The sequence below is a fragment of the Streptomyces qaidamensis genome (assembly GCF_001611795.1).
Taxonomy (GTDB): domain Bacteria; phylum Actinomycetota; class Actinomycetes; order Streptomycetales; family Streptomycetaceae; genus Streptomyces; species Streptomyces qaidamensis.
In genome coordinates this window covers 8,982,051-8,995,788 of the sequence record NZ_CP015098.1, presented here as the reverse complement: position 1 = coordinate 8,995,788, position 13,738 = coordinate 8,982,051, and the positions used below count along the sequence as shown (strand labels likewise).

The following is a 13,738-nucleotide window of genomic DNA, read 5'->3' as shown; positions in this document are numbered from 1 at the left end:
TTTCATCGCGACGGGGATCGGCGGCTCAGCACAGGACTCGCAGTGCGCCGGGCAGCACTCTGGCCGTCACCGGGAGGACGGCCTCGATCTCGCCGTCCGCGCCGTAGGGGACGTCCCGGTCGGCCTCGATGCGTATCTCCCGGCCGCGCACCACCTGCACCTGGGGGCGGTGGATGTGGGCGCCGGTGTCGAGCTCCTTCATCAGGGCGAAGAACAGGCGGCGCGGGGCGTCGCGGATCATCACGACGTCGAGCAGACCGTCGTCGAGACGGGCCTCGGGAGCGATACGCCGCGCGGAGCCGTAGTAGCTGGAGTTCGCGGCCACCACGGTGTAGCCGCTGTAGGCGTGGTCCCGGCCGTCGACGGTGATCCGGTAGCGGACGGGGCGCCAGGTGCTGATCGCGCGTAGGGCACCTGCGTAGTAGGAGGCCGAACCGCGCAGCATTCGGGAGCGGTTGGCGTGGAGGTTGGCGAGCGCGTCGACGCCCGCGTAGACGCTGCCGAGCACGACGGTGCCGGCGTGGACGGACGACGTGACCTCGATGGTGTCCACGGCGCGTGGTGTGCCGTGGAGCAGCACCCGGGCGACGCCGTCGGGGTCGCCGGGCAGGCCCAGGGCCCGGGCGAAGTCGTTGCCGCGGCCGGCCGGGACCATGCCGAACAGGGCGCCGGTGCCGCTGAGGGCTCCGCCGATGCTTCCGGTGATCCCGTCGCCGCCGACGGCGAGCACCACCCGGCCGCGTTCCCCGGCGCGCCGGGCGAGTTCGCGGGCGTGGGGGAGGCTGCGGCTGTACTCGGTCTCCAGCTCGGCGCCCGCCTCCCGGAGGAGGCGGGCCACCTTGTGCAGCGCCGCAGCGCTGGTGGCTCCGCCCGCGGTCGGGTTGACGACGGCGGTGAACTGTCGCATCGATGTGCCTCCGGGCTGACGGGTGGTGCCGGGCTGTCGTCTGGTCAGGGGTGGTGCGGGCTCGGGCGGAGAGCGGGGCTGCGGTCAGTCGGCCGGCAGCAGGACTCCGGGGTTCAGCAGGCCGTCCGGGTCCAGCCGTCGCTTGACGGCGCGCAGCGCCGCGACACCGAGGTCCCCGGCCTCCCGTACGTACCAGTCGCGGTGGTCGGTGCCGACCGCGTGGTGGTGGGTGATCGTGCCGCCCGCGGCGAGGATCGCCTCGTTCGCGGCGTGCTTGGCACGTGTCCAGTGCTCGACGGGGTCGGCGCCCTGGGCGGAGACGATCGTGAAGTACAGCGAGGCGCCGTTCTCGTAGACGTGCGAGATGTGGCACATGACCAGCGGCGGGGTGCCGTTGTCGGTGAGCGTGGCGGTGAGCGCGTCGCGGACGGCGGCGTACAGGCCGGGCAGTCGCGACCAGTAGGCGGCGGTCTCCAGCGTCTCGGCGAACGCGCCCGCTTCGAGGAGCGAGTCCCGCAGGTACGGCGCCGCATAGCGGCCGTGCGCCCAGCGCTCCCCCGGCTCGTCGCCCGCGAACTCGCCACCGCTGTCGGTGAGTACGGCCGCCGCGGCCGCCCGCCGCCCCGCGGTGTCCTGCTCGGTGCCCTCGAAGCCGACCACGGCGAGGCATCCGGCGCTGTGCTGCTCGACGGCGGAGCCGATGGCCGCGGGCTGGGCGAGGCCGATCAGGGTCTCGGTCTCGTCGGACAGCCTGAGGACGGTGGGGCGGGGGCCGTCCTGTGCGAGGCGGCGCAGCGCGGCGGTGCCCTCGTCGAAGGAGGCGAAGCGCCAGGCTTCGTAGCGGCGCGTCCGCGGGACGGGCCGGATGCGGACGGTCACGGAGGTGATGACGCCGAAGGCGCCCTCCGAGCCGAGCAGCAGCTGCCGCAGATCGGGTCCGGCCGCCGAACGGGGTGCCCGGCCGGTGTCGAGGGTGCCCTCGGGTGTGGCGAGGGTGAGTCCGAGGACCATCTCGTCGAAGCGCCCGTAGCCCGCGGAGGCCTGCCCGCTGGAGCGGGTCGCGGCGAAGCCGCCGATGGTGGCCCACTCGTAGGACTGGGGGAAGTGGCCGAGGGTGAAGCCGTGTTCGGCCAGGAGCGCCTCGGCCTCGGGTGCGCGCAGACCGGGCTGGAGGGTGGCGGTCCGGGAGACGGGGTCGAGGTCGAGCATGCGGTTCATGCGCCGCAGGTCCAGGGCGATGAAGGGTGCCTTGCCGGCGGGGGCGAGGCCGCCGACGACGGAGGTTCCGCCGCCGAACGGGACGAGGGCGAGGCGGTGTTCGGCGCAGACGCGGAGCACGGCGAGTACCTCGTCTTGGCTCTGCGGGAGGGCGACCGCCGCCGGGGCGTCGGTGGTGTCGGCGGCGCGGATGCGCAGCAGGTCCGGGGTGGACTTGCCGCGGGTGTGCCGGATGCGGCTCTCGGGGTCCGTGCGGAGACTCTCCGCGCGATCGCCGAGTGCGGCGTGCAGCGCGTGGCGGGCGGAGTCCTCAAGGGCGGGCGTGGAGATCGTGATCTCCTCCAGCCGGGCTGATGCCGTGGGCTGGGGCTTGACGCCGAGCCAGTCGCGCAGCAGCCCGGTGACGGTGTCGGGCAGCGGCGTCGCCCTGGCCGGGTCGCCCCAGCCGTTCCACAGCATGTCCATGCGTGTCGTCCTCACCGGTCGTCGGGGGTTGCCGCTGGAGCGGCCTCGGGCGTTACACTGTTACACATGACGCCTAATCGTCACAACAGCTCGGCTCAGCAGAAGTCCTCCGACAACGACGTGGTGCTCGACGCCGTCCGGGACTGCGTCCTCGCGGTCGGTGTCCGCCGCACGACCATGACCGACGTGGCCCGCCGCGCGGGCGTCTCACGGATGACGCTCTACCGCCGCTGGCCCGACGTCCGTTCCCTGGTCGGTGATCTCATGACGCGCGAGTGGATCGCCGTCGCGACCGGATCCATGCCCGAGAGCCGGCCCGACGTGGGCACGCGCCCACCGCTGATCGACGGCCTGGTGGCGGGCGTGGAGGCCTTCCGCGCCCACCCGCTCTTCCAGAAGATCGTCGACGTCGACCCCGAACTGCTCCTGCCCTACGTGCTGGACCGCCGCGGCGCGAGCCAGGAGGCCCTGCTGGAGCTGCTCGCCGGGGCGCTGCGGGAGGGACATGCGGACGGCTCGGTGCGGGTGGCCCCCGCCGAACGCCAGGCCCGGACCGTGCTGCTGGTCCTCCAGTCCTTCGCCCTGTCCCTGCGCACCATGACCGAGGAGGACGACGCCGAGCTCACGAGCGCGGCCTTCCTCGCCGAACTGCGCACCGTTCTGGAGAGGACCCTCACCCCATGAGCCTGACCGGCACCCCCGCCGCCGGGGCCTCCCTGTCCGCAGCGCGGCGCACCCGCGACCTGACCGAGGCGACCGACGGCCGCGTGGTGGACGTGCTGGTCGTCGGCCTCGGTGCGACCGGCGCCGGAGCGGCCCTCGACGCCGCCGCCCGCGGTCTCGACGTCGTCGCCGTCGACGCCCACGACCTCGCGTTCGGCACGTCGCGCTGGAGCTCCAAGCTCATCCACGGCGGGCTGCGCTACCTGGCCTCGGCCCAGTTCGACGTCGCCCACGAGAGCGCGGTCGAACGCGGCGTGCTGATGGAGCGGACGGCACCCCATCTGGTGCGCGCCCAGCCGTTCGTGCTGCCCCTGACCGGACTCGTCTCGCGCGGCCAGGCCGCTCTCGCCTGGGCCGGTTTCCGGGCCGGCGACGCCCTGCGGCTGTCGGCCCGCACGGCCCGCGCCACGCTGCCCGCCCCGCGCCGGCTCTCCCCGGTCGAGACCCGGCACCTGGCCCCGGCGTTGCGCCCCGCGGAGCTGCGCGGCGGCCTGCTCTCCTGGGACGGGAGGCTCACCGACGACGCCCGGCTGGTGACCGCCCTCGCCCGTACCGCCGCCGCACGGGGGGCCCGCATATTGACCCGTGTCCGGGCCGTGGAACTCTCCGCGTCCGGGGCCCGGATACGCGACGAACTCACCGGCGAGGAGGGCGAGATCCGAGCCCGAGCGGTGATCAACGCATCCGGAGTGTGGGCCGGTGACCTCGTGGAGGGCATCAGGGTCCGGCCCTCTCGCGGCACCCATCTCGTCCTGCGCTCGCAGGACATCGGCCCGCTGCCCGCCGGTCTGCACATCCCCATCCCCGGCGAGACCAACCGTTTCGTCCTCGTCCTGCCCCAGGACGACGGCCGCGTCTACGTCGGGCTCACCGACGAGCCCCTGGACGGGCCCGTCCCGGACGTCCCCGAGGTGCCGGAGACGGACATCGGCTTCCTGCTCGACGTCCTCGGCTCGGTTCTCGACGTCCCCGTCCGTCGCAGCGACGTCGTCGGCGCGTTCGCCGGGCTGCGGCCCCTGTTGGACACCACCCCCACCGCACAGCCCGGCGCCGCCTCACGCACGGCCGACATCTCCCGCCGGCACGCGGTGCTGACCTCGCCGGACGGCGTGGTCAGTGTGGTCGGCGGCAAGCTCACCACCTATCGCAGGATGGCCGAGGACGCCGTGAACGCCGTGGTCGACGCTCGCGGTCTGACCGCCGGCCCCTCCCCCACCGCCACGCTCCCGCTGGTGGGCGCCGCGGCCCCCCGGACGCTCGCCGCGGTGCGCGCGCCCCGCCGCCTCGTCCAGCGCTACGGCACCGAGGCGCCCGCGGTACTCGCCCTGGCCGACCAGGACCCGCGGCTGGGCGAGCCCGTCGTGCCCGGCCATGCCGTGACCGGCGCCGAACTGCTGTGGGCGCTACGGCACGAGGGCGCCCTGGACGAAGCCGACCTGCTCGACCGTCGCACGCGCATCGGACTGGTCCCGGCGGACCGGGCCGAGGCGCTGAAGGCCGTACGCGGGCTGGTCGGCGAGACCCTGGGCACGGGAAGCCGAACCCGGTGAAGACGCCGGTGGGCCTGGTCTCGCCCGCTCACCGGCCGCTCTGCGGACTGTAGGGCTGCAGGAGCTGGTCCACGGGTGCGTGATCGTCGGTGAGGAGCCGGGCAGCGCCGGTCCAGGAGGTGAGGTCCTCGCCGGTGGCGATCTTCCAGCCGGTGTGGCGGGCGTCGAGCGCTCGTTGGACCGCCCGGAGGTCGACCGGCCGGTCGGAGGCCAGCACCACCAGGTTGCCGCCCTTGGACGCGGCGGCCGGGCCCAGGCCGATGTCGGCGGGTTCGCCGAGGAGCGCGACGTGCGGGAAGGTCTCGCCTAGCGTGGCCACTTCGGCGCGTGCGAAGTCCATGCCACCGTGATCGATGAGGTTGGCCACGTACAGGCCGCCGTCGTCGAGCACCCGCCGGACATCGGCCATCGCTTCCACGGTGGTGAGGTGCCACGGCACGCTGACGCCACCGAAGGCGTCGCCGACGACGAGGTCACGGCTGTCGGTGTCGAGTCGCCGCAGGCCGAGCCTGCCGTCCTCCACCCGCACGTCGATGCCGGCTTCCGGCCGCAGACCGAGTCGCTCGTGGTTGATGCGCACGACTCCGCCGTCGATCTCGGAGACGAGGCTTCGGGTTCCGGGGCGCGTGGCCGCGAGGTAGCGGGGAAGAGTGAGTCCGCCACCGCCCAGGTGGTGGGCCACCAGCGGTTCGCCCTGCGGGAAGCCGGCGTCGACCACCGACGCGACGGCGCGCACGTACTCGAACTCCAGATGGGCCGGGTCGTCGACGTCGACGTAGGAGTGCCGCAGGCCGTCCAGGACGAGCGTGCGGCCGTCGCGCTCACCGGGGTCCGCGACGACGCGTGCGCAGTGGTACTTGGTCTCCACGTCGCAACCCCCGGGCGCGACCGTGGCGGCGAGGCCGCCGGCCGCGACGACGAGTGCCAGGGCCGGGGTGCCGGTCCACCCGCGCGTTCGCCACTCGACCCATGCCGAGCCGGCCACCAGCAGCGCTCCGAGCCCGAGCAGGATGCCGCTGACCGGCAACCGCGACACGAGGACGAAGCCCGTGAGCACGGTGCCGACGATGGCGCCCACCGTGCCGATGCCCGACAGCCGGCCGACCACCGTTCCGGTCTCCGCCAGGCTGGTGAGACGCAGCTTCGTGACGAACGGCGTCACCGCGGAGAGCAGCGCACCCGGCACCAGGATGGTCAGCGACGCGATGACCAGGAGCACCGCCGGTGCCCATTCCGCCGTGCTCCGCAGCACCGCGGGAGTGAGCGCCACCACCGCTCCGGACACCCCCAGCGCAGGACCGATGAGCCGACGCGGATCGACCTGGTCCGCTATGTTGCCACCCAGCCAGGAGCCGAAGGCGATGGCCGTGAGCGCGATGCCGATCACCATGGTGCTGGTCTCGAGGGTCAGGCCGAGGTAGGGAGCCAGCAGCCGCAAGGCGACGATCTCGACCACCAGGACCGCCGCCGAGGACCCGAACACCAGTATCGCGGCGGCACGGGGGCCCAGACCATCACGGGGTGTGCTCTCAACGACGGGCGACGTAGACGATCCGGTCACGGGCGACATTCTCGCACGGGGTCATCGACGGAACGGCACCGTTCAAATCCTCATATGTGCTGTGCGGGTTGAGCGCGATCTCATCCAACTCGCGGAGCCGGGCCCTCCGGTGAGGATCCCGGATCCGCGAGGCCGGGTCAGACGCGGTCGGCCGCGATCAGGACGTACTGGAAGGAGCCGTCCCGGTAGGACTCGATGAACGCCTTCTCGATCCCGGTGACCAGCGAGGACGTGGCCCGCAACTCCCAGTAGGGCAGGGTGTCCGGCGTGAGGTCGACGACGGCCTGCGGCACGAGCCGGTTGTCGGCCATGGCGCGCAGATATTCGCGGCGGGAGTGGATGTTGCACTCGAAGTGGGCGTTGATCTGGGAGACCCACTTCGACGGCTGGCCGTAGCGGGGGTTCCAGCAGCCGGTGATCGTCACGTAGCGGCCGCCCACTCGCAGGAAGCGGGAGTGCTCGGCGAACAGGTCGCCGAGGTCGACGTACATGCTCGACTCGTTGTTCCACGAAGCGGCGATGCTGCCCTTCTCGAAGGGTGTGTCGAGCATGTTGCACACGCGGGAGCGGACGTGGTCCTCGATCCGTAGTTCCCGTGCCCGCCTGTTGCCGAAGTCGGCCTGGGTCGCGGAGAGGGTGACGCCCTCGACCTTGCAGCCGAAGCGTCGGTGGGCCATGACCATGGAGCCGCCGCGCCCGCAGCCGGCGTCGACGAGGGTGTCGCCGGGCCCGATGGGGCCGAGGTGGTTCAGGAGGACCTCGGCCTGTGCCGACTCCAGCCGGTGCAGCTCGGCGATGAGCTTCTTCTCGTACTCGCTGTGGGCCGGGTCGCCGAGCGCGGCCTGGTCCACCTCGCCGATGCCGTAGTGGTGGTGGTAGAGCCCGTCCACGTCACCGAGGCGGAGATTGACCGGCCGTGCCTCGTTGTTCCAGTAGCGGGCGATGTCCCCCTGGTACGGCGTCGCCGGGGCCGGGATCTTCACGGAGGCGGTGGTGGTCGTTTCCGTCGTCATTTCAGTGGTCACAGAAAGGTCCGTTCTTTACCAGAAGTCGGGCAGGCTGTAGCGGTAGGTGTTGGTGCGGTGCCAGTCGTGGTTGCCGTCGACCCAGGCGGCCACGCCCTTGAGGAAGCGCAGCACGGGGGGCAGGGGGCAGTCCGCCGCGAGGTCTGCCGCGGCGGCCTCGAAGGCGTGCTGGAGTTCGTTGTGGACCTCGACGGCCTTCAGATAGGCGTCGCGCTCGGACCGTTGCTCCCGTTCCGCGATCACCACCGGCAGGTTCAGGTGGCGGCCCGGGCTGTTGAGTTCCTTGGTGTACGAGTAGAGGTCGTTGACGATGGTGGTCGCGTTGCCGGCGAGGGCGATGACCCGTTGCATGTCCGGCCGGGCGTGCAGGTCCGCGGGCAGTTCGTAACCGCCGACGGTGTCGGTGATCGTGGGGCAGGGACGGAAGTTGTTGAACTGACGCATCGCCAGGTACTCCCACACCTCCGGGACATGACCGGTCTGCGCCCAGGCGGCCTCGGCGAGGTAGCCCAGGTGCAGCCGGGCCATGTCGTGCCGGTAGCGGTCGGACTGGGAGGGCGTGGCCGCGCGGACGAAGTAGTCCATCGCGCTGCGGTACGCCCGGCGCGGGGCGTCCGACCCGAGCGACTCCAGCCAGGCCGGCGCGTACTCCGCGGTCGTGTGGAAGTGGTCGATCGCCGTGTGCGCGAGGAGGAGGCGCCCGCCGAGACCGACGGGTGACCCGCCGTGGTCCTCGCAGTAACAGTCGTCCACCGCGTTCTCCGCGACCATCAGCCGTGTGGCGAGCATCAGGTGGTCGACCGTCGGGGCGTCGGGATGGCAGGCGACCATGTAGCGGCCGACGGAGAATCCGTCGAACTGCTTCTCCCATTCCTCGGGGTAGAGCTGGACCTCGTCCTCGGCCCAGTGCTTGATCCGGCGGCTCACCTCCTCGACGCGTACGGGGTCGGGTTCCGGGACGGGGTGGTAGTAGAGGCCGGGGACGGCTCGCCCCTCGGCGGGCGGGACGGGGGCCGGGGGCTCCGGATCCGGGAGCGGGGGTTGGAACCTCTCGGCCACGGAGAGCGAGACCGTGCCCGGCCCGGTGGGTCCGCGCAGGATCCGCTGGAGCGCGGAGCCGGCCCCGGCCGCGTCGGGCGTGTCCGGTACGGGGGCGGCCGCCGGGGGCGGTGGCGGGTCGGGGATCGTGACCGGCGGATGCAGTGCGGCGAGAAAGTGCCGCGCGGTCGGCCTGGCCGGAGGGCCTGGTACCACCGGCGCGGGGGCGTCCGGTACGGCGATGGGGGCATCCGGTACGGCAGTGGGCGGCGTCGGCCGCTGTTCGGGCGGGGATGATCCGAGGGGCCCGGAGTCGGGCATCGGCAGCTCCTTGCTGCGGTGGGGTGGGGCTCCGTCGTGCGGGGGTGTGAGGCGTGGACCCTGCACGGCTCAGGGGCTTCAGCGCGGCCTGGAGGCGATCTGCACGTTCTCCATCACGCCGAGGGCGTCGGGGAGGAGCACCGCGGCGGAGTAGTAGGTGCTGACGAGGTAGGAGTTGATCGCCTGTTCGTTGATGCCCATGAACCGCACCGAGAGCCCCGGTTCGTACTCGTCCGGCAGTCCGGTCCGCCGCAGACCGATGACGCCCTGGTTCTTCTCGCCCGTGCGCATCGCGATGATGGAGCTGGTCTGCTCCTTGCTGATCGGGATCTTGTTGCAGGGCAGGATGGGGACCCCGCGCCAGGCGGGCACGGATTGTCCGCCGAGGTCGACGTGGTCGGGGTAGAGACCGCAGGCGTTGAAGCCCCGTCCGATGGCGGCGATGGTCCTGGGGTGGGCGAGGAACATTTTGGTGCCGCGCCTGCGGCAGAGCAGATCGTCCATGTCGTCCGGTGTGGGCGGGCCGGAACGGGGCTGGATGCGCTGCTTGAAGTCGGCGTTGTGCAGCAGCCCGAACTCACGGTTGTTGATGAGCTCGTGTTCCTGGCGCTCCCGCAAGGCCTCGACGGTGAGCCGGAGTTGCTCCTCGCTCTGGTTCATCGGACCGTTGTAGAGGTCGGCGACCCGGGTGTGGATCCTCAGTACGGTCTGCGCGACGGAGAGTTCGTACTCGCGCGGCTGCTGTTCGTAGTCGACGAAGGTGCCCGGCAGTTCGGCCTCGCCGACGTGGCCGGCCGACAGGGCGATCTCGGCCTCGCCGTGCTTGTTCTGCCGCAGTCGTGAGCGGGAGCTGAACGCTTCGACATGGGCCCGGAGGGCGGGCGCCGAGTCCTGCACTGCGGCGAAGTCGGATCGGGAGAGCGTGAGGAGGGTGCCGGAGGTCTCGGCGGTGACCGTGCTGTCGTGACGGGCGTCGGAGTCCAGCAGGGCGTCCTCACCGAAATGGTCGCCGTCCGCGAGGACCGCGATGGCGATCTCTCCGCCGTACTTGCCCGCGGAGGTCCGGCTGACCCGGCCGTGGGCGATCAGGTGGATCCGGTCGGCGGGGCTGCCACGCTCGACGAGGACGTCACCCGCCGCGAAGTCCCGCTGCGTGCAGCGGCCGGCGAGTGCGGTGAGGACGTCGGTGTCCTCGAACCCGCGCAGCAGGGCCAGTTCACCGAGTTCCCTGGGGATCACCCGGACCGTTGCGCCCTCCTGGACGAACTCGATGCGCCCGTCGCCGAGGGTGTGGCGCAACCGCCGGTTGACCCGGTAGGCGCCTCCCTCGGCCTCGACCCAGGGCAGCATCCGCAGCAGCCAGCGGGAGGTGATCTCCTGCATCTGCGGTGCGGACTTGGTGGTGGTGGCGAGGTTGCGGGCGGCGGCGGTGCTCAGCGACTGCTGCGCCGCGTCGGGTGCGGTCCGGGTTTCCGGGATGCTGTCGACGGTCATCGGGAGGGAGTCTCTCCTTGCACGACGGGGCGTCCGGCGCACAAGGGTGCGCCGACCGGGAGACAGGGAGGAGTGGGCAACGGGGCGGGAAGGATCACGGCGATCCGTCCACCTGCAGAAAGCTAGCCGCTGGACGGGCCGCAACCACCGGGGAGACGAGATGCTTACCTCGAAGCAGTGACAATCGGTGGAATGCGGTTTATCGGTCCGTCCCGCGGCATGGCCCCGCCTCCCGGCGCGCCGCTTCGCCGACAGAACCTCGCCGACGGTGAGCCGTGCCAAGTTGAAGACGAAATCTTACGGTTGAACCGTGAAATTCATTCCGTCGTGGGCCACTTGCCACCCGGCTCTGAGCAGCGGAAACTGTAGATACTGACGTAGAGCCCACCGATACCTCGAACTCTGCGCCGCCCCGAAGAGCACGAACGAAGGGGCTGACACGGTGGAGAACGAACTGCAGATCCTCCTCACCGAGGAGGACGCGGAAGCAGAACGCGTCGCCGAGCTGACCGGCTACCTGCGTGAGGAGTTGCTCGATCTCGACGTGGACGACGTAACGACACTCCCCGGCGGGGAGGTCCCTCCCGGAGCCCGGGCCGTGGACATCACTCAGATCGGTGCCCTGCTGGTGACTCTGGGCAGCTCGGCCACCGCCCTGAATCAGGTGATGACCGTCATCCGGTCGTGGTTGGGCCGTCGCCATGACACGCACCCGTCCTTGCACCTGCGGATGGGCGACGACGTCCTGGAGGTGTCCGAGGCGAGCGACGACCAGGTCGCCAAGGCGTTCGAGATCTTCGTCCAGCGCCATTCCCCGGCTGGAGCCGAGCCATGACGGATTCCAGACACGCGCTGATCATCGCCAACGACCGGTACACCGACCAGGGGCTCAAGAAGCTCAGGGCGCCTGCCCAGGACGCCGCGGCCCTTGAGAAGGTGCTGCACGACCCGCAGATCGGCGACTTCGAGGTGGAGGTCGTGCACAACGCGTCGGCGGACGTCATGCGCCGGCGCATCCAGGGCTTCTTCAACGACCGCCGCCGCGCCGATACGCTCCTGCTGCACTTCTCCTGCCACGGCCTCAAGAGCGAGTCGGGCGAGCTGTACTTCGCCGCGAGCGACACCGAGCCCCCGCTGCTGGCCGCCACGGCGGTCCCCTCCCAGTTCGTCCGCAGTTGCCTGTCCGTCACGCGGGCGGGCCGCACCGTGCTGTTCCTCGACTGCTGCTACGGCGGGGCCTTCTCCCGGGGCTCGTCCTCCGTGCGCGCATCCGGAGACGTCAACGTCCTCGAGTCCTTCGCGAAGGACGAGCCGGTCAGCGGGCGGGGCTGGGCGGTCATCACCGCGTCCGACTCCATGGAGTACGCATTCGAGGGCAGCCAACTCGCCGACGACTCCTCCGCTCCGCAGCCTTCGGTGTTCACCCACGCAGTGGTCGAGGGCCTGGAGACCGGCGAGGCCGACCTCGACGCGGACGGCAAGGTCTCCCTCGACGATCTGTATGAGTATGTCTACAGACAGGTGCGGGAGCAGAATCCCCATCAGACGCCGAAGAAGGCGGCGGAGCTGCACGGGGAGCTGCATCTGGCGCACAGCCGGCGCGGCCGCATCAAGATCGTTGCCGTCCCCTCGCCGCCCTCCCTGCGGTCTGCCCTGAACAGCGAAGAGTTCCTGACCCGGCAGGGTGCCGTGCTGGAGTTGCAGAAACGACTGCAGCACACGGAGCTGCCCGTGGCGGAAGGGGCGCGTCAGCACCTGGAGGAGGTCGCGCGCAACGACATCCAGCAGATCGCCGTCATGGCGTCCGACGCCCTGGGCAAGATCCGACTGGCACCATCCCCGGACCACCTGGACTTCGGCGTGATACCGAAGGGTTCCACCCCTCACAAGCAAGCCGTGACCATGCACGGCCCGCCGCTGGCCCGACATTGCGTGGCCCAGCCCAAACAGTCGTGGCTGCGGGTCGACCCGACCGGCAGCGGCCTGGAGGTCCACGTCGACACGGCCAAAGAGGGACGCCTGTCGGGTGACATCGTGCTGAAGGGTGTGGCCGACGAGTCGGTGATCCATGTCGAAGCGGAGGTGGCGCCGGCGCATGGGACCGGGCCCACCGAGCCTGAACCGGGTCCAGCGAGCGACCCCACAACGCCGCCACATGGAACGGACGGCAAGCGCGAGACGGTGGTCATCGACCCCCGGCGTATCCCGTCCCGTCCCAAGACGCCGCCCCTGACCACTACACCCGCCCAGCGAACGGACAGACGGGCCCCCGCCCTTGCCGGTGCCGCACTCGCCCTGGCCGTCGCAGCCTTCGGCACACTCGTACTGGCCATGCAGAGGGCGGTTGCCGCCCTCATGGAACGGGGCGATGCAGGGGTGTACGGCAACGTCGAGGACAACGTCCGCGAGCACGGAGTGCTCACGCCTCTCATCGTGTGTCTGATCACCGGTGCGGTGGCGCTGGTGGTCGGCGCGGTCGCCCGGCACGACCTCGGAACACGGCGGGAGCACTACACGCGGCAGGCGGCGGGCAGTACGCGCACGCTGACCTCGATCGCGAAAGGGCTGGCGATCCCTGCGCTGATCCTGGCCGTCCTCGCGGGCATCGCCTACCTGGTGGGCAGCCCCCATTGGTGACATGAAGTAGGCGCTGAGCGCGCGGTCCAGGGCACGCAGAGCGTCACCGTGGGGGGGCAAGGCAGCTGACCGGCAGCCGTCGAGTTCGATCCTTCTGGCCTCCTCCGCCTTGCCTCGCGCCCATGGGGCCCGTGTTCGTGCGGGGCCCACGTCCCCTGGAAGAGGGTTCAGCGGATCAGTTCGGCGGGCTTGGTCGCCTTGGTCACCAGCCAGTCCAGAGGGCTGGGCCGCAAGGAGCGGCACCAGAGCGTGGCGAGGACGGTCACGGCGAGGGGGGAAGGCGTCCATGGCGGTGAGGCAGCCGGCCAGGACCGTCTCCGAGGGTGTTCAGCGCGCCGGGGAGCAGGTGCAGGGCCAGGAAGGAGCCGCCGTAACCGAGGACGGCCAGGCTGCGCCGGTGATCGCCAGGCGTATGTGTACGGCGGTGGCAGCGAGGTCGAGGCGGCGACCGCCATACCGGCCACGACGAAGGGGATCCGGGTCAGGGCCGGGTAGCTGCCGGTGAAGAGGAGCGACGGCAGACCGTCGCCGCCCGTCGGCCACGTCCAGGGGCCGACGGACTCGCGGCCGGCGGCGACCTGCTGGACGACATACAGGATCTGCGGCCTTACAGAGCAAGCCGAACTCCTGAGTGCCGATTCCGAGTCGGCCAACTCTGCTCTGTGCTCTGTCCGTTGACGCCGAAGGTCGCAGTCGTGAGGCCGGCGCCGGGAAAGAGGACACCATTCAGCGGGAACAACTGGCCCCGCATGTCCGTACCATCTCTCACCAGGGCAGCCTGCGGGACATACAACTCCCC

General features: G+C 71.2%; 10 protein-coding genes. 4 read left to right on the top strand and 6 right to left on the bottom strand.

What is annotated here, in order from left to right; all coding sequences use genetic code 11:
- Positions 1–25: 25 nt before the first annotated feature.
- Together A4E84_RS39445 and A4E84_RS39440 are read right to left on the bottom strand one after the other, a co-directional pair.
- Positions 26–907: a diacylglycerol/lipid kinase family protein gene (locus A4E84_RS39445; RefSeq protein ID WP_062931136.1), complete on the bottom strand. Its 882-nt coding sequence runs from the start codon at positions 905–907 to the stop codon at positions 26–28.
- A gap of 84 nt (positions 908–991) precedes the next feature.
- Complete coding sequence (locus A4E84_RS39440) at positions 992–2,590, bottom strand: FAD-binding oxidoreductase (RefSeq protein WP_062931135.1); 1,599 nt, start codon at positions 2,588–2,590, stop codon at positions 992–994.
- A gap of 66 nt (positions 2,591–2,656) precedes the next feature.
- Here A4E84_RS39440 and A4E84_RS39435 point away from each other — a divergent pair, with 66 nt between their 5' ends.
- Positions 2,657–3,274: a TetR/AcrR family transcriptional regulator gene (locus A4E84_RS39435; RefSeq protein ID WP_062931134.1), complete on the top strand. Its 618-nt coding sequence runs from the start codon at positions 2,657–2,659 to the stop codon at positions 3,272–3,274.
- The gene (locus tag A4E84_RS39430) at positions 3,271–4,863 is read left to right on the top strand and encodes a glycerol-3-phosphate dehydrogenase/oxidase (RefSeq protein WP_079129304.1); all 1,593 of its coding nucleotides are present in this window, start codon (positions 3,271–3,273) and stop codon (positions 4,861–4,863) included. Before A4E84_RS39435 ends, A4E84_RS39430 begins: the two co-directional genes overlap by 4 nt.
- A gap of 28 nt (positions 4,864–4,891) precedes the next feature.
- On the opposite strand, the gene A4E84_RS39425 is transcribed toward A4E84_RS39430, so the two are convergent.
- From A4E84_RS39425 to A4E84_RS39410, 4 genes are all read right to left on the bottom strand, one after another.
- Entirely contained in the window at positions 4,892–6,433 is a 1,542-nt protein-coding gene (locus A4E84_RS39425) for a fused MFS/spermidine synthase (protein WP_107308447.1), read from the bottom strand.
- 128 nt (positions 6,434–6,561) lie between these two features.
- Positions 6,562–7,437 (bottom strand): geranyl diphosphate 2-C-methyltransferase, encoded by an 876-nt coding sequence (locus tag A4E84_RS39420; protein ID WP_062931133.1) that lies wholly within the window; start codon positions 7,435–7,437, stop codon positions 6,562–6,564.
- Between the two features lie 27 nt (positions 7,438–7,464).
- Entirely contained in the window at positions 7,465–8,808 is a 1,344-nt protein-coding gene (locus A4E84_RS39415) for a family 2 encapsulin nanocompartment cargo protein terpene cyclase (RefSeq protein ID WP_062931132.1), read from the bottom strand.
- Between the two features lie 78 nt (positions 8,809–8,886).
- Positions 8,887–10,302 (bottom strand): family 2B encapsulin nanocompartment shell protein, encoded by a 1,416-nt coding sequence (locus A4E84_RS39410; RefSeq protein ID WP_062931131.1) that lies wholly within the window; start codon positions 10,300–10,302, stop codon positions 8,887–8,889.
- A 442-nt stretch (positions 10,303–10,744) separates the two neighbouring features.
- Between A4E84_RS39410 and A4E84_RS39405 the strand changes: the two genes are divergently transcribed.
- Both A4E84_RS39405 and A4E84_RS39400 read left to right on the top strand, forming a co-directional pair.
- Entirely contained in the window at positions 10,745–11,137 is a 393-nt protein-coding gene (locus A4E84_RS39405) for a hypothetical protein (protein ID WP_062931130.1), read from the top strand.
- Positions 11,134–12,939, top strand: coding sequence for a caspase family protein (locus A4E84_RS39400; RefSeq protein WP_062931129.1), 1,806 nt, complete (start codon positions 11,134–11,136; stop codon positions 12,937–12,939). Before A4E84_RS39405 ends, A4E84_RS39400 begins: the two co-directional genes overlap by 4 nt.
- Positions 12,940–13,738 lie beyond the last annotated feature (799 nt).